The following is a 21,266-nucleotide window of genomic DNA, read 5'->3' on the forward strand; positions in this document are numbered from 1 at the left end:
TGCTGAAAAATCGAATAAATCAGCAACTGTGAATATTCCGTCTGTAAAAATGATGTTGCTTAAATTAACTCAGTGCTCGGCCGGAGGATCATTTGTACTCAGCTACGGTGCGAGTTGGGTCTGGCCGGGTTAGGGGCAGTTATGAAACACCTGACGGTGTTTCACCCTTTGGGCCAACGCAAGCGTTGTACAAACAGGCTTTGCCTGTTTGTCCGGCAGCTAAAGCTGCTACGCCCCCAACACCCGTCCCTCTCAACGATTGGCTATGTTAAGACATGAAACTGAATCATATGACTTTGTCATCAGTGATGTCAGACTGACAAATGAATTAACTTTGCGGCTGACTCTCTTTCCATTCGGAGAGCGCTTCTAAGCGACGTTTATTCAGCTGATCTTTAATATCGGCACCGGTGAAACCCTGCGCGATAATATCTTTAACCGATACTGCATTAACGACTTCAAAAGCCTGTCTGAGATAGTTTGCCTGTGGATACGCTTTTTGTTGCCAGCCAGCCCGACCACGATAATCTGCTTCGCTGACCAATAGCATCTGTTCCAGTCGATGTGGTTTACGCCAGACGTCGATAGCGTTCAACATACTTAAAATACTGTCCGGTCGTAGCTGATATACGGTATGGATCCGATCGTGGAACTCAGAAACCAGACAGGCCAGTTCGCGTGTGGTGTTAGGAATTTTGTAACGCTGGCAAATCTCTTCTACTAACTTTATTCCAGCTAAACCATGGCCATGATGGTGCGGCCAGAGTGCTTCAGGTGTAACGCCTTTACCGACATCATGTAGTAGCGCGGAGAAACGGACATCAATTTCATCACTCAGGGTTGCCGCTACCTCCAGCACCATTAAAACGTGCACACCAGTATCGATTTCCGGATGCCATTTTTCAGGGGCAGGAACACCAAACAGATTATTTATTTCAGGAAACAGAACCGCTAAAGCACCGCACTCTCGCAACACTTCAAAAAATACCTGAGGGCTACGAGTTGACAGTGCTTTTTCTGTCTCTTTCCAAACGCGTTCTGCTGTCAGATGTGCCATTTCACCGCTGTTAACAATCTCTTTCATCAGTTGCCAGGTTTCTGGTGCGATGGTAAAGCCAAGATTGGCATAGCGTGCGGCGAAACGGGCGATTCTCAACACCCGTAAAGGGTCTTCACGAAAAGCCACAGAGACATGACGTAAAATCCGCTGCTCCAGATCCCGTTGACCGTGATAAGGGTCGATAAGGGTACCGTCATCATCTTGCGCAATGGCATTAATGGTGAGGTCACGACGCAGTAAATCCTGTTCCAGAGTGACATCAGGAGCGGCATAGCAGGTAAAACCGGTGTAACCAGAACCTGATTTACGCTCGGTGCGGGCCAATGCGTGCTCATCATGAGTTTTTGGATGAAGGAATACCGGAAAATCCTTTCCTACCTGCTGATAACCTAACGTCAGCATTTGCTCAGGTGTGGCACCAACCACCACCCAATCACGCTCATGTACGGGTAAGCCCAGTAGTTGGTCGCGGACGGCTCCGCCAACAAGATAGGTTTTCACGTCTTCTCCAGAAACTTCATTGATTTAAAATTCTATATAAATAAAACGCCGGCCAAACAGCGCCAGCGTTGAGATATTGCTTAACAAAAACATTCGCTACGGATTAGTTCATCCAGCGATCTTTTTTGCGGCGTGGGATCAGGTAAGGCAGTAACAAGCCTAAAATCAGACCAACGCCGGCTACTCCACCGCCATACATAAACCATTGTTGGATAATAGTACGTTGCTTATCATCCATTTGCAGGCTAATGTCACTTACCTTTTTACGGGCAGCGGCTAATTCATCTTTTAACTGCTGATTTTCTTGTTTTAAGCCATTGATAATGCCATCGCTATTGGCAACTTTTTCCTGCATATCAGCAGTGCGTTGGTTCCAACTATTATCAATATTAGTCAACTTATCGGTCAAATCTTTGACCTGTTGTTCAAGTGCCGGCACTCTTTCACTCAGGCTTGGCGCAGTACTGAGCTGATCCAGCGGGATCCAAGCGGTACGACCTTTGCTGTCCTGAATCTGACCATATTTGGTCGTATCGTTAACGGCAAGCAGCTCAACCTTCTCGCCAGCATTAATTGTACCGGTAAGGCGATAGTTATCTGATGGGCCGCCACGCAGATAGGTATTCAGATTATCAGAGATGTATCTGGTATCAGCCGCAACGGTAAAAGACGTCATACTCAGTGATGCGAGTAAAGCGATAGAGATTGTTCTTAAATTTAGCATTGTCAGTATTTTTTTATCTGTTCAGAAAAGTTACTTATGTAACGATAGTAGAGCCTTCGGAGAGAGTGTGCAATGTAAAACCTATGTTGCAACCCAATAAAGAGCGTGAATCAGGTGGTTTTTTACCTTACCGATGGCGTAAATTACTGCATTGTTCGCATAATTATTATCATTTGTTATTGTTTGTTTTTTAACTGCGGAAACCATTATGACCGTTGAGATTGAGCTTAAATTTGTTGCCACTTCCGAAGCCGTTGCTGCTTTACCTGAAATCATATCCCGATTGAAGGCGGAGGGAGGAGCGGTTCAGCAGCTATCAAATACTTATTATGATACAGCAGAAGGCACATTGCGCTGCCATCGTATTGGTTTGCGAGTCAGGGGGTGTAATGATTCCTGGGAGATGACGCTGAAATCGGCAGGAAATACCGTCGGTGGCGTTGCGCATCGAGCCGAACATAATATTCCATTACCTTCAGGCAAGTTGGATATCGCTTTATTACCAACTGACGTTTGGCCTGTCGATGTAGATGTCTCAGCTTTACAGACTCAACTGCAACCGTTATTTACCACTGATTTTCAACGTCAGAGCTGGCTGGTTAAGTTTCAGCAGAGCCAGATAGAGATTGCTATCGATCAGGGGCACATCACAGCAGGGGAAGCCAGTGAAGCTATTAGCGAGCTGGAGATGGAGCTGAAACAGGGGAATGCGGCCGATATCTTGACTCTGGCACAGCAGTTAACCAGCGTGAAAGGATTACGTTTAGGAAGCCAAAGTAAAGCCGCACGGGGATATGGTTTATTAAGTGATGATACTGCCATCGTGATTACGCCAATGGATGTGTTAATCGTTCCTGAGCGCGCTACCGTTGAACAAGGGTTGGAAGCCTCATTAGAGTGGGCTTTTGCTTACTGGCAACGTAATGAAGCCTGCTGGTTTGATGGCGTGCCACAGGCCCAATCGGCGGTTAACCATAGTCTGACGGCAATACGCCAAATTCTGGCGCTGTTTGGCGGCATTATTCCCCGCAAAGCAACCGCTCCGTTACGGGAACGTTTAACCGAGCTGGAACAACAGCTTGAAGTCGCTCAGGAAGCGGCGGCTGTCTGTTATCAGCCCGGATATCTGCAACTGAAACTGGCACTGATGGCCTGGGTGATGAATAAAGGGTGGCGCATTTTTATCGATGATAAAGGAAAGCAAAAGCTGGCCGGTTCCTTTAAACGTTTCGCCGATATTATGTTATCCCGCTGTAAGTCAGAGCTGAAAGAAGCGTTCAATAAGAAATTAACCAATGATGGCTATAACGACCAGCAGTCGCGTCTGGAACGTCAGATTATCAATTTCTATCTGCTTTCCGGCGCATATGATAAAGAACTGTCGCTGCCTTATATTGAAGTCTGGCAGAAACTGTTTGATGCAGAGGGCGATCGTGACACATTACGTCGTAATGCCATGGAACAGCCGCTGTTCTGGTTAAACAGTTCGCAGCATGTATAACTTGTAGTCTAATTAATTTTTGTAAGGACACCCTATGTTGTCTCATTTCCCACTACTTGAAGCACAGCGGATTAAACGTCAGTCTGAGTTAGCTGAACGTCTGGATCAGCCGGTTCAATTTGGTTCGCAGGATGGCGTAGCGTTAGCACTCAGTGACTTTGTCAGTGATGGCTTACTTCAACATCCGGAGTGGTGGGATGAGCTTCATCAAAATCCGCCGGGTGCCGCGGACGCTGAACACTATCAACAGTGGCTTCAGGCCGTTCTGACTGAAGTGACTGACGAAGCTAATCTGTTGCAGGTACTGCGCCTGTTTCGTCGCAAGATGATGATTCGTATCTCCTGGGCACAAAGCCTAAAGTTGTGTGATACCGAACAAACCTTGAGTCAGTTAAGTATATTGGCAGAAACATTGATTATTGCCGCTCGTGACTGGCTGTATGACCTTTGTTGTCGGGAGTGGGGAACGCCGGTTAACAGTAGTGGAACCCCACAACCGTTATTTATTTTAGGTATGGGGAAGCTGGGGGGCGGAGAACTTAATTTCTCATCAGATATCGACCTGATTTTTGCCTATCCGGAAAATGGTGAAACTCAGGGAGGGCGCCGCCAACTGGATAACGCCCAGTTTTTTACCCGATTGGGCCAGAGGCTGATTAAAGCCCTTGATCACATTACTCAGGAAGGGTTCGTCTATCGGGTAGATATGCGCTTACGTCCTTTTGGTGATAGTGGGCCATTGGTGTTCAGCTTCAGCGCTCTGGAAGATTATTATCAGGAGCAGGGGCGAGACTGGGAGCGTTACGCCATGGTAAAAGCACGAATAATGGGCGACCAGCATGACAGCTACAGTGAAGAGTTAAAACAGATGCTGCGCCCTTTTGTCTTCCGTCGCTATATTGATTTCAGCGTTATTCAGTCATTGCGTAATATGAAAGGAATGATCGCCAGAGAAGTTCGTCGCCGGGGTCTGGCGGATAACATCAAGCTGGGAGCCGGTGGTATTCGTGAAATTGAGTTTATCACTCAGGTATTTCAACTGATCCGTGGTGGACGTGAACCCAGCCTGCAGGGGAACTCTCTCTTGCCGACCCTTCAGGTGATTGCCGAGCTGGATCTATTAACTCAAGAGCAGGCTGACACTTTGGGGATTAGCTATCTCTACTTACGTCGTTTAGAAAACTTACTGCAGGCGATTGCCGATCAGCAAACACAAACACTGCCGGTGGACACTTTAGATCAGGCTCGTCTGGCAGCTGGCATGGGGAGTGACAGTTGGGAATCTATGTTGTCACAACTGGGGCGACATATGGCTTCCGTCAGGGAGATTTTTTCCAATCTTATTGGTGATGATACGCCGGATGTGGAAGAGGATTCCGATAGTTTACGTTACAGCCCGCTATGGCTGGATGATTTGGATGCCTGCGAACTATCTCAATTGATGCCTCAGTTGGACGAAGAACCGCGGCAGCGGGTGAGAGAGCATCTGGCTGAGTTCCGTCATGATATTGATAAACGGTCAATTGGGCAGCGAGGCCGTGATGTTCTCGATAAATTAATGCCAAGATTACTGTCTGAAGTCTGCCAGCGCGAAGATGCTGACAGCGTTTTGCCGCGCCTTACTCATCTAATTCTGAGTATTGTGACTCGTACCACCTACCTTGAGCTATTGGTGGAATACCCTTCTGCCATGACCCATCTTATCCGACTTTGTGCGGCATCACCGATGGTGGCCAGCAAGCTGGCGCACTACCCAATCTTGCTGGATGAACTGCTGGATATTAATTCGCTATATCAGGCGGTTCCGCTGAGTGCTTATCGTGATGAGCTGCGGCAGTTTTTACTGCGAGTACCGGAAGAGGACGAAGAGCAGCGACTGGAAGCATTACGTCAGTTTAAACAGACCCATTTGTTACGTATTGCTGCCGCCGATATTGCCGGAGCACTACCGGTGATGAAAGTGAGTGACCACTTAACCTATCTGGCAGAAGCGATTATTGATGCTGTGGTTCAGCAGGCGTGGTTCCAGATGACTGCGCGCTATGGTCAGCCGTCCCACCTGTATGAGCGGGAAGGTCGTGGATTTGCCGTAGTAGCTTATGGCAAGCTGGGGGGGATTGAGCTGGGCTACAGTTCTGATTTAGATCTGGTCTTTTTGGTGGATTGTCCGGAAAACGTCACGACTGATGGGGATCGCAGTATCGATGGCCGCCAGTTTTATTTACGTCTGGGTCAACGGATTATGCATTTGTTCAGTGCACGCATGGCCTCCGGTATTTTGTACGAGGTTGATGCACGCCTGCGGCCATCCGGGGAGTCAGGCCTGCTGGTCAGCACGATTAGTGCTTTTGAAGACTATCAGCGTAATGAAGCCTGGACTTGGGAGCATCAGGCGTTAGTGCGTACTCGCATTGTTTATAGCGATCCGATACTGCATAAAGAGTTTGACCATGCCCGTCATGAAATTCTGTGCCTTGAACGTGATGAACAGCAACTAAAGCAAGAGGTGCGTGAGATGCGGGAAAAAATGCGCAGTCACCTCGGCAATAAAGATGCAGATTTATTTGATTTGAAAACTGATGAGGGTGGGATCACTGATATTGAGTTTATCGCTCAGTATTTAGTGTTGCGCTACGCCCATCAACAGCCTCAGCTTACCCGCTGGTCTGATAACGTCAGAATTTTTGAGCTGATGGGAAACTATCAGATTATGGACGAGCAGGAAGCCATGGCGCTAACCAAAGCTTACGTCACTATGCGCGATGAGATTCATCGTCTGGCATTGCAGGATAAACCCGGCCAGGTACCAACCGGAAGGTTTGAACAGGAAAGGGCGCAGGTTAATCAGAGTTGGCGCAAGTGGTTAGCAGAGTAAAGGCTATCGCTCTTAGCGCAGATTCAGCCAAGAGCGATAGCTTATTGATATAATGATGCTTCACCCGACGGACGAGTTTTAAACCGACGGTGTAGCCACATATATTGTTCCGGAGCCAGCAGGATTTGTTGTTCAATTGCCTGATTCATAAAGGTGGCAGCTGCAACTTCATCATCCGTTGGGAAGCCTTCCAGCGGCGGCTGTACAATTAGAGTATATCCCTGATTATTATCATTTCGTTTAGGGATAAACGGAACCAGCAGCGGATTGGCCATACGAACTAAAATTGAGGTACCAATGGTAGTCGCTGCCTTTTCTACCGCAAAGAACGGGGCGAATACGCTGTTTTTAGGGCCATAATCATGGTCAGGAGCGTACCAAACCAGTTCGCCTTTTTTCAGTGAGCGAATCATGCCTTTCACGTCTCGACGGTCAAGCATGTATTTATTGGAACGCAATCTTCCCCAGGTTTGTAACCAGTCCATCAGTTTGTTGTCGTGGGGACGATAAACCCCTACGCCAGGACGGTGCATACCAATAATCCGGGCACCAAGCTCAAGGGTTAGAAAGTGTATACCAATCACCAGTACCCCGCGCTTCTCCGGAATACCCACATTCAGATTGTCCATTCCCTGAACCTTACACCATTTTTTGACACGCCAATTGGGCCAGAACCAGGCCATGCCGGTTTCAAATACTGCTAACCCAGTAGCTTCAAAGTTTTTGATCATCCAGGCTTCGTGTTCTGCTTCGGTCATATTTGGAAAACAGAGCTCAATATTACGGCGTGAGATCATCTTTCTGCGTTTCATAAAACGCATGGCAAAACGACCTAAACCGCGCCCCAGACTATTAATCCAGGGATAAGGCAGTAACACTATCAGGTATAAAAAAATGATACCTGACCATAGTAGCCAGTAGCGTGGGTGTAACAGTTCTCGGCTAAATTCCGGGAGTACTTGATTTTTTGACATAACAAATCGAATAAGAAAATTATTGTCCAATAGTTTAAAGATAATTTTATCAGTTTAACGGTATTTTTATCGCATTCCTATTTTACGATGTGATTATGATAAACTGCCTAACAATATATGCTGTCCTCGTTTATGGAGTATGGGATGAAAGTCATGTTACCCGATTTTAGCCGTGCCAGCGTAATGGTTGTCGGTGATGTTATGCTCGATCGCTATTGGCATGGGCCAACCAGCAGGATCTCACCTGAGGCCCCGGTACCGGTAGTTAAAGTCAATATGGTAGAAGATCGTCCCGGAGGCGCAGCAAACGTAGCGATGAATATCGCCTCCTTGTGCGGCGTTTCTCGTTTGGTGGGCTTAACCGGTATGGATGAGCCGGCTCGTGTTCTGGGTGATAAGCTGAGCGAAGTGAATGTCAAATGTGATTTTGTGACGGTCGCTTCTCATCCAACGATTACTAAATTACGGGTTCTGTCCCGTAACCAGCAGCTATTGCGCCTCGATTTTGAAGAAGGTTTTGAGAACGTAGATTCCCAACCAATTTTAGATCGTGTACAGCAAGCTTTACCCCATTTAGGGGCGTTGGTGTTGTCTGATTATGCTAAAGGTGCGCTGGCTTCAGTTCAGTCGCTGATTGCTCTGGGGCGTGATGCAGGTGTACCAGTGCTGATCGACCCAAAAGGAACCGATTTTGAGCGCTATCGTGGTGCTACGCTGCTAACGCCTAATCTGTCTGAGTTTGAAGCGGTGGTAGGGTCGTGTAAAAGTGAAGATGAACTGGTTAGTCGGGGTATGGCGTTAATTGAGCGGTTTGATTTTAGCGCATTGCTGATTACTCGCTCAGAAAACGGCATGACATTACTGCAACCGGGCAGAGATCCTTTCCATATGCCGACTCAGGCACAGGAAGTGTATGACGTTACCGGTGCGGGTGATACGGTGATTGGCGTTCTGGCCGTGAGTCTGGCCGCTGGCCTGACGCTGGAAGAAGCCTGCTTTATGGCCAATGCCGCCGCCGGTGTGGTGGTCGGTAAACTGGGGACTTCAACGGTTTCCCCGATTGAGCTGGAAAACGCCATCCGTGGCAGAGCTGATACCGGTTTTGGCGTCATGAATGAAGAGCAGTTGAAACAAGCGGTTGCCCACGCACGTCAGCGCGGTGAGAAAGTGGTGATGACCAATGGCTGCTTTGATATTTTGCATGCCGGCCACGTTTCTTATCTGGCAAATGCCCGTAAACTGGGGGATCGCCTGATTGTGGCGGTTAACAGTGATGCTTCTACTCGCCGATTAAAAGGAGAGACTCGACCAGTAAACCCACTGGCGCAGCGTATGATTGTGCTGGGTGCTTTAGAGTCTGTCGACTGGGTCGTTGCTTTTGAAGAAGATACCCCTCAGCGACTGATTGCCGATATTCTTCCCGACCTGCTGGTGAAAGGCGGTGACTATAAGCCAGAAGATATTGCCGGCAGCAAAGAGGTGTGGGCAGCAGGTGGTGATGTGCGCGTTCTGAACTTTGAAGATGGTTGTTCAACCAGCAATATCATTAAAACTATTATGGAACGCGGATAATTAACCTCAATGAGTGGATTAAAGCAGGAGCTGGGTTTAGTTCAGGGAGTCGGTTTACTTTCAACATCGCTGTTGGGAACGGGCGTATTTGCCGTGCCAGCGCTGGCTGCGCAAATAGCGGATTCTGGTAGCCTGTGGGCCTGGCCTGTTTTAATTATTCTGGTTTTTCCTATTGCGATTGCATTTGCCGCGTTGGGGCGACATTTTCCTAACGCTGGCGGTGCGGCGCACTTTGTCAGTCTGGCATTTGGCCCTCACATGGCAAGAGTGACCGGTTGGCTGTTTTTGTCCGTGATTCCGGTAGGTTTACCCGCAGCATTACAAATAGCCTCAGGCTTTTGGCAGGCAGCATTTGGACTGGAGCATTCAGGCCTGCTGTTAGTTCAGTTGGGAACTCTGCTGGCGATTCTGCTGTTAGGAATGCGTAGTGCCGGTTCCAGCGCTAATGTTCAGGTGATCATTGCTGGTCTGATTGTGGCAATGGTAGTAGCAATCTGGTGGAAAGGGGGAATTACGCCCGGTTCCATTCAATGGCCGGCATTGAGTACATTATCCGCCAGCCCGATGTTTAGCGCATTGGCGGTAATGTTCTGGTGTTTTGTTGGGCTGGAAGCTTTTGCTCATCTGGCAGCTGAATTCCGCAATCCGGAACGTGATTTCCCACGGGCTCTGCTAATAGGTATGTTAGTGGCTGGTGGTGTCTATTGGAGCTGTACTGCGGCGGTATTAGCATTCCATTCTTATGGTGGAGAGATGGCCGCATCGGCTTCTTTACCCTCTATTGTGGTTCAGCTATTTGGTCAACATGCATTGTGGGTGGCTTGTATCATTGGTTATTTAGCCTGCTTTGCCAGTTTAAATATTTACACTCAAAGCTTTGCTCGTCTGGTGTGGTCGCAAACCTATGAACAGAAGCCTAAAGCCTGGGTAGCTCAACTTTCCCGTTCCCGTTCACCGTTAAATGCACTGTCGTTAGTACTGTTGTGCTGTTTGATTTCATCACTCGCCGCGGATTACTTTTCCCTGGAGCTGGATGAGCTGATCGTTTATGCCAATGGCATTTTTGTGTTCATCTATCTGCTTTGTATGCTGTCGGGCTGTCGCCTGCTGAAGGGGAGTTCCAGAGCGATGTCATTTATCGGCACTGCGCTGTGTATTCTATTGTTGGTGATGATTGGCTGGAAAACGCTGTATGCAGTAGTAATGTTTGCCTTATTGTGGCTGATACTGCCACGGAGAAAGCAAGCTGCTGAGGCATCTGTGGGATAATTATTACGCATTAGCAAAGCCAAGGGGCTTTACTAATGCGCTCAGAAAGCAGGATTATTCCTGATTGCCTTTAGCTTCCAATTCTGCCAGTCGCTTTTCCAGTGCATTCAACTTTTCGCGGGTTCTTAGCAGAACCTGAGTCTGAATATCAAACTCTTCGCGGCTGACCACATCCAGTTTTGCCAACTGATTTTGCAGCCCTTGGCGGATCTTCTTCTCGACTTCATCGCCCAGCTCGCGAATGCCTTTTGGCATTGATTCGTGAATTTGTTTAGCTATCTGTTCAATTTTCTTTGGGTCGATCATTGGTCTACCTTTGATGGTTGATGGCATCTTATTTAATCCCACTGATTAAGAGATAGCCTTTAGTTTACTGTTTGTTTTGCAGAGTATAAACATTTGATAGCGGAGTGTCTTGGATCTGTCAATTTTCAGTGGCTAAGATTTCCCTTGTCTGTATTGCCCCTGATATTAATAAGCGTTATAGTAGAAACGCTTATTCTCAGGGCGGGGTGGAAATCCCCACCGGCGGTAAATCATCAAGCCTGATGGCGACATGAAAGCCCGCGAGCGCTTGAGTCTGATGAAAGTCAGCTTCAAGGTCAGCAGATCCGGTGTAATTCCGGGGCCGACGGTTATAGTCCGGATGGGAGAGAGTAATGACAATGGTCGGGCATTCGCTCGCCTTACGTTATTTTAGGCTTTTTGCCTGCTTCCTAAGCTGCCCTGATTCTGGTAATCCATATTAATTAAGAGGTTATTTTACCATGAATCAGACATTACTATCCGAATTCGGTACCCCAATTGCTCGCGTTGAACTTGCGCTGGATGCATTGCGCAATGGTCGCGGTGTTATGGTACTTGACGATGAAAACCGTGAAAACGAAGGCGACATGATCTTTGCTGCCGAAACCATGACCGTTGAGCAAATGGCGCTGACCATTCGTCATGGTAGTGGTATCGTTTGTCTGTGCATCAACGAACAAACTCGTGAACAGCTGAACCTACCGATGATGGTTCCTGCTAACTCCAGTCGCTATCAGACGGCGTTTACCGTCACTATTGAAGCTGCTGAAGGGGTAACCACCGGCGTTTCTGCTTCTGACCGTATCACCACTATTCGTGCCGCTATCGCAGATGGCGCAACGGCTAACAGCCTGCACAGCCCTGGTCACGTTTTCCCATTATGTGCCCGCACCGGTGGTGTATTAACCCGCCGTGGCCATACTGAAGCGACAATTGATTTAGTTACTCTGGCTGGCTTTAAACCAGCAGGTGTACTTTGTGAACTTACCAATGATGACGGCAGCATGGCAAATGCACCGCAGGTTATTGAGTTTGGTAAACAACATAATATGCCGGTAGTAACCATTGAAGATTTGGTGATGTATATTGAGCAGCACGCCAGAAAAGCCAGCTGATTGTTATATTGATAATAAAAGCCGCTAATGCGGCTTTTATTATGACTGACGATATCGATCGTTGACTTGGCTCTATGTACTCAGATGCTAAATACAGATACTTTCCCGGCCTGAACATCCTCAGAATCTGATTAAAAAAATCCCCAAGAGATTACTTAACCAACCGTCCATAACTGTAACATCATCAAACTCAGCCCCATTACCGACATACCACAAAGAATACCGTAGCTTGGATTGTTGTTAGGGTCGATCTCTTTGGCCAGCGGCATCAGCTCATCTACTGATAGCGCCACCATAATTCCGGCAACTGCCGACATTATCGAAGCCATAATGACCGGAGAAACGTTCGGGCCAAGCAGCAAAAAGGCAAACAGGCCGCCAATGATCTCGGCAACCCCGGAAAGACCGGCCCACAGCAATGCCGTGCGTTTTGAACCCGTTGCCGCATATACTGGCCCCGCTACGGCTAACCCTTCAGGAATATTGTGAATAGCAACCGCCAGAGCAATCCCCAGACCCAGTTCCCAGTTAGTGCTGGCGGTCACGAAGGTGGCGATACCCTCAGGAAAGTTGTGCAGGCTGATGCCCAGGGTGAGCAAAATTGCAGTACGTCTCAGATTACGGGAGGGCATTTTCCCCGGCGTCAGGTCGTGAGCATGTTGGTGAGGCAGTAAGCGATCCAACAGGAAGTAACCAAGCAGCCCAATAATAAACATGCTGTACCCTAATACCGGCGACATTCCCGGTGTATTGAGTGAGGCTGGCAGCATTTCCATCAGGGAGATTAACAGCATAATACCTGCGGCAAAACCAAGAGCGAACGCCAGTACGCGATTCGATGGTTTTTGGCCAATAATCCCCAGAAAAGCACCAATAAAGGTAGAGCCTCCGGCAAGTACAGTAAGAATTAGTGGAACTGACATAGAACCTCTCATATGAGAATGATTATCATCGCCGATGATAGCAAACCTGACAGAAATATCGAATATACAATAGCAATTTATTTAATAGGGCGAATAAATCAGCAATTATTCAATTTTTTTGACGATGTCTGTCAGGCTTATCCTCTTTTAAACAACAGGATAAAGATTAAGATATCACCTATCGTTACAACAAATGTCCATCAGAACGAACAATTAATTTTAATCTTAAATTGACCTTCTGATGTGGTTAATCTGCCTTAGTAAATAGCATCAGCTATCAGGATAATCAACCTGATCTAAAAACAGAGGAAAAATAATGAACAGCAGCTTAATGCCCGCCCTGTTTTTGGGGCACGGTAGCCCAATGAACGTACTGGAAGAAAATATTTATACTCAGGCCTGGCAACACTTGGGGAATAGTTTGCCGCGTCCGAAAGCGATTCTTGCAGTTTCGGCCCACTGGTATACCCGCGGAACGGCGGTGACGGCCATGGAACATCCTAAAACGATCCATGATTTTGGTGGTTTTCCACAGGCGCTATTTGATACTCAGTATCCTGCTGAAGGTTCTCCTCAATTGGCGACACGAATACAAGAGTTACTGGCCCCGGTTCCTGTTATTGCTGATATGACTGAATGGGGGTTGGATCATGGTTCATGGGGCGTGTTAATAAAAATGTACCCCGATGCGGACATTCCGGTGGTTCAGTTAAGCATTGATGCCACGCAGCCGGCAGCCTATCACTATCAGCTGGGACAAAAATTATCAGCTTTACGTCGTGAAGGCGTAATGATTGTGGCCAGTGGTAACGTGGTACACAATCTGCGCATGGCAAGATGGCAGGGCAACCAGCAGCCTTTTGACTGGGCTGAACGTTTTGATAACTTTGTTCGTGATAACTTGACCTGGCAGGGAGATAACCATCCGTTGGTTAACTTTATGGACAATCCGGATGCACATTTGGCCTGTCCGACACCAGAACACTATTTACCGTTGCTGTATGTGCTGGGAGCCAGGGAGTATAACGAACCAGTGAGCATACCGGTGGATGGTATCGAGATGGGGTCGCTGAGTATGTTGTCAATCAAGGTTGGATAGGTTTTGTTTTTTTGACCTTTATGAGCACTGGAATTCAGCCGACAACTGAATGAGGGTAGCACGGCAGGCATGGATGCCAGCCGAGGCGCAGCGACGTAGGGAGCGGCTCTGCGCCGGTGCGTAAGCCAGAATGAAGGCGGAGGGAAGTCGCGTAGCGACCTGGATTCGTGTGCGAAAGCGCGGGATTGTTAAGGGGGCTCGCTAGCCCCCTTGACTCGGCCACTTACACGATGGCCTATTTGAACTCGACACTATTAGTGGACGAAATTTACTCAGAATCAATGGGTTTTTATCAAACACATTAGTCTAATATAATATGCGGATAATACCGCGAAAGATCCTGCGTTATTAAACTATGATCTTCCCGCAGGCCAATACCACAAGGCTCGTCATCGACCAGCCAGCTACCTATCAGGGTATAGCTGTCATTAAAGCGCGGCAGCGGGTGGAATTGCTGAATGATCATTCCCTCTTCGCCGTAAGGTCCATCGACTTTACACACTTCCTGACCATTTTCGATAATCTGAATGTTGGCACCTTCCCGCGAGAATAGCGGTTTGGAAACGTAGTGGTTCAGATTATGTGCTTCTCCGGCGAAATAGGCCGGCAACAGGTTTGGATGATTTGGGAACATTTCCCACAGCAAAGGTAGCAGGGCCTTATTGGAGATAATGCTTTTCCATGCAGGTTCTAACCAACGCACACCGGCGTCAGCCAGCTTGGTGGAGAAGATCTCCCGGAACATAAATTCCCACGGATAGAGCTTGAACAGATTGCTGATAACCTGATCTTCGGTATCAGTAAACTGGCCTTTTTCACCCAAGCCAATCTCTTCAATAAACATAAACTCATTGGCTAAACCTGCTTCATTAGCGCAGTCCTGCAAATACTGTACGGTACCGCGATCTTCTTCGGTATCCTGACAGCAGGCAAAATGCAGCAGATTAAAACCATGTAGTGATTTCAGCTCGGCGAAACGCTCGATTAGCTTATCTTGTAAGCTGTTGAACTGATCGGCATCGTGACGCAAATTACCCGCGTTAACCTGATCTTCCAGCCACATCCATTGGAAAAACGCCGTTTCATACAGAGATGTTGGGGTATCGGCATTATTCTCTAATAGCTTGGCCGGGCTTTTACCATCGTAGGCCAAATCGAGGCGAGAGTAGAGTGACGGCTGCTGGGTTTTCCATGAAGTACGAACAAAATCCCAGCAGTGTTTAGGAATATGAAATTTAGTTAACAGCTCTTCACTGTTAACTACTTTTTCTACCACCTGCAAGCACATCTGGTGCAGCTCTGCGGTGGTATTTTCCAGCTCTTCGATTTGTGCCAGTGAAAACTGATAGTAGGCATCTTCACACCAGTATGGTTCGCCATACATAGTGTGAAAATTAAAACCATATTCAGTAGCTACTTCACGCCAGTTTGGACGCTCGGTAATAGATTGACGAATCATTAAAAATTAACCTTAGCCACCGAATGAACGACTTTTTGTTGATGAGCTGTTTGAAGACGAGCTGCTGCGTGACATACTATTTTGTTTAGCCACTGAATCACCAAAGCCACCGCGGGTAACGGTTGTGGTGGTCGCCGGCTTAGGTGCCAGAGCGCTCTTATCCACTTTCATGGTTCTGCCAGTGGTCGCATTGCCATAGCTACGGCCAGTAGAGTCAACAAATTTGCCGTTGGCCGGGCTACCAGCTGCTTTAGAAGTAAACAGCGGAGATTGACCATAACCACCGCCCATCATACGACCCATCATATAACCGGCCATCAGAGGCATCCACATGCTGCTTTGTTGTGGTTGTGCGGCCATGCCTGCCTGAGCAGGTGCTTCAGTACATTGGGCTTCACCAAATTCGGCGACACAATCTTCTTTAGTGGCATATTTTGGTGCGGTTTTTACTGCTTCTTCCAGAGCCTGATTATAAGCAATGGTGCACTGATCGCCCATTGATGGGTTACTTTGTTTACATTCATCCGCATTCTGGAACAGGGATACGCTTTCGTCAGCCTGTTCACAGCCCGACAGCATAAATACGGCACTTATTGCCAGCGCAACAGGCGCTAAACGATAAGTACGGAAGGATTTACGAAAAGAGTCACGGTTGATGTGTTTAGTGCGTTTCATGAGTTATCAGTCCCAGAGTTAAATTCAAAAATTATCTTGTTGCTGGTGCTGTTGGTTTTCAGAAAGATAGCTCATCTATGTTCATTACTTTAGAAAGGATAAAAAGAACATAAATGTGTTGGTGGTTTAGCTGAAAACGTAGAACCAGACAGGGAAATTCCCTTTATGCATGTACCCAGTAGAATAGGCGAAATAGGTAATAAATTAAAGTAAAGATCGGCGCTTTAACCACATTTGTGGTATCTGGCGAGAAAAATGTGCGCTGAATCGCGATTTTCGTTAAAAAGAGATAAAAAAATTCCCCCGGACTCAGTGAATTCGGGGGAATCGAGAAGATACGACTACAAAGGTAATAAAGCGTTATTCTTTAACTTTAATCACTGGAATCGTTGAGCTTGGTTTACCCAGTGTTTTATTGAGTAAATCCAGATCGGTTTCATTTAATGTGCCCAGCGCATATTTGATGTTTAGCTGATTAATCAGATAATCATAACGTGCGTTAGAAAGTTGTTGTTTAGCGTTATACAGCGTCGTCGTTGCGTTTAACACATCCACAATGGTACGAGTACCTACATCATAACCTGCCTGAGTTGCTTCTAATGAACTCTGTGCAGAAACGACGGTTTGTTTATAAGCATTTACCGAGCTGATAGAAGCGGATACGTTATTATAAGAAGAACGTACGATCTGCACGACAGAACGGTGCGCACTTTCCAGCGCTTCGCTGGCTCCTACATAATTATATTGTGCCTGCTTAACACGAGAACTTGTTTGTCCGCCGCTGAACAGAGGGAAACTCAGAGTAAAGCCAGCGGTGGTGTTACCGTTAATGCTATCGTTTTGACCCAGAGTACTGGTACCACGATAGTCATTGTTAGACAGCCCACTTGACGCGGTAAATGCCAATGTTGGCATATGACCTGTCTGCTGTAATTTAACCTGTTCGCGGGATAAATCCTGAGCCAGACGAGCGGTTAACAGGTTCAGGTTACGGCTTTCTGCTTCCTGTAGTAACGTATTAACGTCATTCGGGCGACGCGTACTGAAACGTGCGGTGTCCAGCGAACTCAGTTCCGGATAGAACATTCCGGTAATCTGGCGCAGAACTTCCAGTGAGTTTTCCAGATTGTTGCGGGCAGTAACTTCATCAGCCAGCGTCTGGTCATATTGTGCCTGGGCGTTTTGCACATCAGTAACTGCAACCAGACCTACGTTAAAGCGTTGACGGGCTTGGTCTAACTGGCGGTAAAGTGCATCTTTCTGCGCTTCAGTAGTAGAAAGAATATCCAGACTGCGTAATACATTAAAATAAGCAGTGGCAGTATCGAGAATCAGCGTTTGTTGCTGAGCCTGATAAGAAACATCCTGAACGCCTGCTTGTTTTTCAGTGATATTAAGCTGACGCCATAAGGACATATCAAAAATAGTTTGGCTTAATTGCAAAGTTCCGCTGGTCACATCACTTTTACTGCCGCTGTTGTCACGATAGCCACGGTTAATGTTATAACCTGCATTCAATCCTAATTGAGGCAGCAGGGCACCGCGGGACTCACTAATTTTTTCGTAGGCTGCATCACGATCAGATTCTGACTTACGTAAGTCAGGGTTATTGCTTTTAGCCTGCTGGTAAACTTGCAGTAAATTTTCGGCATAGCTTGAAGTGCTCAGGCCAACCAGGCTAAGACCAATAATCAAAGGAAGCAGTTTTTTCATGGGCGATCCTTGTTGTACAGCAGTAATGTTGTTTTGACTGATTGCTACGGTCAGATATTAAATATAGTCGCAAATTCTACCAGAGTATTCCTTATAATAAAGGTAGCTTTATGTGCCATATCGGCATTATTTACAGAAAATTTACCTATTTTAGGCATTTATCTTAGGGAGCGCTCTGGTACGGCAAACTTGATAGATGCTATAAGACCACTTATCGACTAAAAGAGAAAGAAATAATGAAGTTATCTCAATCTGTACCCGTAACGTTAGGTAAGGACGATGTGGAAATTATTTCACGAAAGCCACTTTTCCGCGGTTTCTTTTCATTGACGGAATACCGTTTTCGCCATCGTCTGTTCGATGGCAGCATGAGTGGGGAAGTGGTCAGGGAAATTTTTGAACGCGGTCATGCCGGGGTATTGCTGGCGTATGATGCGGTTCGCGACACGGTAGTATTGATTGAACAAATCCGTATTGCAGCGCTGGAAACCAGCGATAGCCCCTGGCTGTTAGAGTTGGTTGCCGGCATGATTGAACCTGATGAAAATATTGAAGAAGTGGTACGTCGTGAAGCGCAAGAAGAGGCGGGCATTGTGATTGGACGCTGTAAGCCGGTGCTCAGCTATTTAGCCAGCCCGGGGGGAACCAGCGAGCGATCGTCTATTATGGTGGGTGAAGTTGATTCCTCTAAGGCCTGCGGTATTCATGGCTTGGCAGAAGAACACGAAGATATTCGTGTTCACGTCGTCAGCCGCGATCAGGCTTACCGTTGGGTAGAAGAGGGAATTATTGATAATGCGGCGGCAATTATTGCTTTGCAGTGGTTACAACTGAATTATCAAACTTTACGTACTGAATGGCAGAATTAAAATCGGACAATCAATGATTTTATACCGCAGAGATTTTATTCTGCGGTTTCCTGTTAAATTATTCGGATGCTGCTAATATAAAAGGAATAATTATGAGAGGGGGTGTGCTGTGGCCAATAAAATTGTGGATAATATTATTAACAGCATTGAGTTAATAACCGATCCGTGGATTGATTCTGAAATTCACGATTTCTTCCATTTGGATGAGAATGTGGTTGAATTCAGTTATGAGGTAATTGATAACAAGTATTATATTGAAGTGATGTTAAAACAACCTGATATTCATACTATTAAGATGCATTTCATGTCGTTTGTTTCACTGATGCAACACTCCAATTTTACTTTTTATTCCAGAAAAGCAAATGACCAAATTATCAGTTACAGGTTAATTTCTGGTGGTAGTGATATGAAAGGTTTTTATTGTGAGGTTAATTACGAACATATTTAACCATAATATTATTGTGGCTATAGGGATGTAACACCGCAGTATTCTCCGTAAATGTCATCAATATATTATGCCTGATAAATCCCAGGCATATTTAGCTATATACGATACACTTTAAATCTCCTCCTTTACTTTTCCTGACTAATTGATTCTTTATTTCTGAGTGGTTCCTGAATAATAATAGGCCGCCTGATATGAGACGACCGTATAGAATAATGATTCTGATAATCGTGCTGTTCAAACGAGGAATAGACTGGTTTTGTATGATAAAAAGACAATGGGCAGGGTGAAATGAAAAAGAGATATGTACCTGATTTTCCTGCCATGATGCGCTTGACGGAAGTCAATTATGCTCAATTGCGCCGCCTGATCCCTCGTGATGATACGCCGGGAAGTCAGGTAGAACTGCAAGTTGCCGGAGCGGTGTATCGCATTGAAACTCTGGAATCTACCCGTTACACCTCTTATGTCTCTATTAAGCAAGTTTTTCCTAAGGTTAGTTACTGGAGTATGCCCTGCCTGAATGTAAGGCTTTACCATGACGCGTTAGTTGCAGAAGTGTGTTCCAGTCAACAGATCTTTAGATTTAAAGCAAGTTATGATTATCCTAATAAAAAATTACACCAGCGTGACGAAAAACACCAAATAAACCAATTTTTGGCGGACTGGTTGCGCTTTTGTCTGATGAAAGGAACAATGTCTGTTCCGATTTGCTAAACACTTAGAAAGCAGGAGCTTACTAACTTAAGCCTTTTGAAGGAAATCTCTTGGAAAGCCTTTTTCAACTCCCTTTAGCGCGTGGGTCTAAAGTGAGAGTTTTACAGATTACTGATACTCACTTATTTGCTGGCGCTGATGAAACACTTTTGGGGGTAAACACCCTGAAAAGTTATCAGGCAGTATTACGTGCCGTCGCCAATAGGGGGCACGATTATGATTTAATCGTAGCGACGGGCGATTTGGCTCAGGATCGCTCTTTTGCCGCATATGAACGTTTTACCACAGGTATTGCGACGTTACCGGCACCCTGCGTATGGTTGCCAGGAAACCATGATTTCCAGCCGGCTATGGTTGATGCCATGGCAGCGGCACAGATCCTTCCTTCAAAGCAGGTACTGCTTGGCGAAGACTGGTATGTTATTTTGCTGGATAGTCAGGTGTTAGGCGTACCTCACGGCGAGCTGAGTGAATACCAGCTGAACTGGCTCGATCGTTCACTCACGCAATATAGCGACCGCCATGCTCTGATTTTACTTCATCATCATCCTCACTCTTCGGGCTGTACCTGGCTGGATCAACACAGTTTGCGTAATGCCCATATGTTAGCTGAAGTGCTCGACAGACATCCTCAGGCTAAAACATTGCTGTGTGGACATATCCATCAGGATCTCGATCTTGACTGGAATGGACGGCGCGTTTTGGCATCGCCTTCTACTTGCGTGCAATTTAAACCCCACTGTACTAACTTTACTATTGATGACTTAGCGCCAGGCTGGCGTTATCTCGATCTCTATTCTGATGGTTCCATTGAAACTACGGTATGCCGCCTTGAAGGTGATGTATTCCGTCCTGACATGAACTCGGATGGTTATTGATGACGACTCTGCTCTATATACATGGATTTAATAGTTCGCCTCAGTCTGCTAAAGCAGTTAATTTTAAACATTGGCTGGCGGAACACCATCCACACATTGAGATGTTGATTCCGCAGATACCGCCTTCTCCGGCGGAAGCGGCAGAACTACTGGAGCAAATAGTACTGGATCGTGTGGGGGAGCCATTGGGGATCGTTGGTTCCTCGTTAGGTGGTTATTATGCTACCTGGTTATCTCAATGTTTTATATTGCCTGCGGTCGTGGTGAATCCGGCAGTAAAACCCTTTGAGTGGCTGCAGGAATATATTGGAGAGCATCAGAATCCCTACACCGGACAGCAATATGTGATAGAGTCACGTCACGTTTATGACCTCAAAGTGATGCAGATAGAACCGCTGGAGTCTCCGGACCTGTTGTGGCTACTGCAACAGACAGGAGATGAAGTGCTTGATTACCGTCAGGCGGTTACTTACTACACTTCTTGTCGACAAACGGTGGAGTCCGGTGGAAACCACAGTTTTGTCAGCTTTGATCACTATTTTTCCCCGATTGTTGATTTTTTAGGGCTTGCTGCGGCTTAATAAGTAGCTT

At 46.6% G+C, this 21,266-nt stretch carries 19 protein-coding genes and 1 riboswitch; of the genes, 11 read left to right on the forward strand and 8 right to left on the reverse strand.

The genetic code is table 11. The annotated features are described in order from the left end of the window. Window positions 1-328 precede the first annotated feature (328 nt). Both I2494_RS04630 and I2494_RS04635 read right to left on the reverse strand, forming a co-directional pair. Entirely contained in the window at window positions 329-1,561 is a 1,233-nt protein-coding gene (locus I2494_RS04630; RefSeq protein WP_218468138.1) for a multifunctional CCA addition/repair protein, read from the reverse strand. Between the two features lie 103 nt (window positions 1,562-1,664). Beyond that, on the reverse strand, window positions 1,665-2,285 hold the full coding sequence (locus I2494_RS04635; RefSeq protein ID WP_218468139.1) for a TIGR04211 family SH3 domain-containing protein: 621 nt from the start codon (window positions 2,283-2,285) through the stop codon (window positions 1,665-1,667). A 208-nt stretch (window positions 2,286-2,493) separates the two neighbouring features. On the opposite strand from I2494_RS04635, the gene I2494_RS04640 reads away from it, so the two are divergent. Together I2494_RS04640 and glnE are read left to right on the forward strand one after the other, a co-directional pair. Next, a complete protein-coding gene (locus I2494_RS04640) occupies window positions 2,494-3,786 on the forward strand; it encodes a CYTH domain-containing protein (protein WP_218468140.1) in 1,293 nt (430 codons plus the stop codon). Window positions 3,787-3,820: 34 nt separating this feature from the next. Then, window positions 3,821-6,661 carry a bifunctional [glutamate--ammonia ligase]-adenylyl-L-tyrosine phosphorylase/[glutamate--ammonia-ligase] adenylyltransferase gene (gene glnE, locus I2494_RS04645; protein ID WP_218468141.1) on the forward strand — a complete coding sequence of 947 codons (2,841 nt, stop codon included), beginning with the start codon at window positions 3,821-3,823 and terminating at the stop codon, window positions 6,659-6,661. 41 nt (window positions 6,662-6,702) lie between these two features. On the opposite strand, the gene I2494_RS04650 is transcribed toward glnE, so the two are convergent. Beyond that, entirely contained in the window at window positions 6,703-7,635 is a 933-nt protein-coding gene (locus tag I2494_RS04650) for a Kdo(2)-lipid IV(A) acyltransferase (protein WP_218468142.1), read from the reverse strand. A 144-nt stretch (window positions 7,636-7,779) separates the two neighbouring features. On the opposite strand from I2494_RS04650, the gene hldE reads away from it, so the two are divergent. Beyond that, on the forward strand, window positions 7,780-9,207 hold the full coding sequence (gene hldE / locus I2494_RS04655; protein ID WP_218468143.1) for a bifunctional D-glycero-beta-D-manno-heptose-7-phosphate kinase/D-glycero-beta-D-manno-heptose 1-phosphate adenylyltransferase HldE: 1,428 nt from the start codon (window positions 7,780-7,782) through the stop codon (window positions 9,205-9,207). 9 nt (window positions 9,208-9,216) lie between these two features. Next, window positions 9,217-10,476: an L-methionine/branched-chain amino acid transporter gene (yjeH, locus tag I2494_RS04660; protein WP_218468144.1), complete on the forward strand. Its 1,260-nt coding sequence runs from the start codon at window positions 9,217-9,219 to the stop codon at window positions 10,474-10,476. Window positions 10,477-10,530: 54 nt separating this feature from the next. Here the strand turns inward: yjeH and ubiK are convergent, their stop codons facing one another. Beyond that, window positions 10,531-10,782, reverse strand: a complete 252-nt coding sequence (ubiK, locus tag I2494_RS04665; protein WP_130593733.1) for a ubiquinone biosynthesis accessory factor UbiK — start codon at window positions 10,780-10,782, stop codon at window positions 10,531-10,533. Between the two features lie 188 nt (window positions 10,783-10,970). Next, window positions 10,971-11,138, forward strand: a riboswitch (FMN riboswitch). Between the two features lie 105 nt (window positions 11,139-11,243). On the opposite strand from ubiK, the gene ribB reads away from it, so the two are divergent. Beyond that, on the forward strand, window positions 11,244-11,897 hold the full coding sequence (gene ribB / locus I2494_RS04670) for a 3,4-dihydroxy-2-butanone-4-phosphate synthase (RefSeq protein WP_130592616.1): 654 nt from the start codon (window positions 11,244-11,246) through the stop codon (window positions 11,895-11,897). 155 nt (window positions 11,898-12,052) lie between these two features. Here ribB and zupT read toward each other — a convergent pair whose 3' ends face one another. After that, entirely contained in the window at window positions 12,053-12,820 is a 768-nt protein-coding gene (zupT, locus tag I2494_RS04675; RefSeq protein ID WP_218468145.1) for a zinc transporter ZupT, read from the reverse strand. A 316-nt stretch (window positions 12,821-13,136) separates the two neighbouring features. Here zupT and ygiD point away from each other — a divergent pair, with 316 nt between their 5' ends. Next, window positions 13,137-13,919 carry a 4,5-DOPA-extradiol-dioxygenase gene (gene ygiD, locus I2494_RS04680; protein WP_218468146.1) on the forward strand — a complete coding sequence of 261 codons (783 nt, stop codon included), beginning with the start codon at window positions 13,137-13,139 and terminating at the stop codon, window positions 13,917-13,919. 301 nt (window positions 13,920-14,220) lie between these two features. Here ygiD and I2494_RS04685 read toward each other — a convergent pair whose 3' ends face one another. The 3 genes from I2494_RS04685 to tolC all read right to left on the reverse strand — a co-directional run bounded on the left by I2494_RS04685 (window position 14,221) and on the right by tolC (window position 17,766). Next, window positions 14,221-15,378, reverse strand: coding sequence for a glutathionylspermidine synthase family protein (locus tag I2494_RS04685; RefSeq protein ID WP_218468147.1), 1,158 nt, complete (start codon window positions 15,376-15,378; stop codon window positions 14,221-14,223). A 12-nt stretch (window positions 15,379-15,390) separates the two neighbouring features. Further along, complete coding sequence (locus tag I2494_RS04690; RefSeq protein WP_130592613.1) at window positions 15,391-16,053, reverse strand: DUF1190 family protein; 663 nt, start codon at window positions 16,051-16,053, stop codon at window positions 15,391-15,393. 360 nt (window positions 16,054-16,413) lie between these two features. Beyond that, window positions 16,414-17,766, reverse strand: a complete 1,353-nt coding sequence (gene tolC / locus I2494_RS04695; protein WP_130592612.1) for an outer membrane channel protein TolC — start codon at window positions 17,764-17,766, stop codon at window positions 16,414-16,416. A 236-nt stretch (window positions 17,767-18,002) separates the two neighbouring features. Between tolC and nudF the strand changes: the two genes are divergently transcribed. From nudF to yqiA, 5 genes are all read left to right on the forward strand, one after another. Further along, a complete protein-coding gene (gene nudF / locus I2494_RS04700) occupies window positions 18,003-18,635 on the forward strand; it encodes an ADP-ribose diphosphatase (protein ID WP_218468148.1) in 633 nt (210 codons plus the stop codon). 109 nt (window positions 18,636-18,744) lie between these two features. Further along, window positions 18,745-19,083: a hypothetical protein gene (locus tag I2494_RS04705; RefSeq protein ID WP_130592610.1), complete on the forward strand. Its 339-nt coding sequence runs from the start codon at window positions 18,745-18,747 to the stop codon at window positions 19,081-19,083. 288 nt (window positions 19,084-19,371) lie between these two features. After that, window positions 19,372-19,797, forward strand: coding sequence for a DUF1249 family protein (locus I2494_RS04710; RefSeq protein ID WP_218468149.1), 426 nt, complete (start codon window positions 19,372-19,374; stop codon window positions 19,795-19,797). Between the two features lie 50 nt (window positions 19,798-19,847). Continuing rightward, the gene (gene cpdA, locus I2494_RS04715; RefSeq protein ID WP_218468150.1) at window positions 19,848-20,675 is read left to right on the forward strand and encodes a 3',5'-cyclic-AMP phosphodiesterase; all 828 of its coding nucleotides are present in this window, start codon (window positions 19,848-19,850) and stop codon (window positions 20,673-20,675) included. Further along, a complete protein-coding gene (gene yqiA / locus I2494_RS04720) occupies window positions 20,675-21,256 on the forward strand; it encodes an esterase YqiA (protein ID WP_218468151.1) in 582 nt (193 codons plus the stop codon). The genes cpdA and yqiA overlap by 1 nt, the downstream gene beginning before the upstream one ends. The last annotated feature ends 10 nt before the right edge of the window (window positions 21,257-21,266 follow it).

Origin of the sequence: Limnobaculum allomyrinae (genome assembly GCF_016649425.1) — a bacterium.
In the GTDB taxonomy this organism is placed as follows: domain Bacteria; phylum Pseudomonadota; class Gammaproteobacteria; order Enterobacterales; family Enterobacteriaceae; genus Limnobaculum; species Limnobaculum allomyrinae.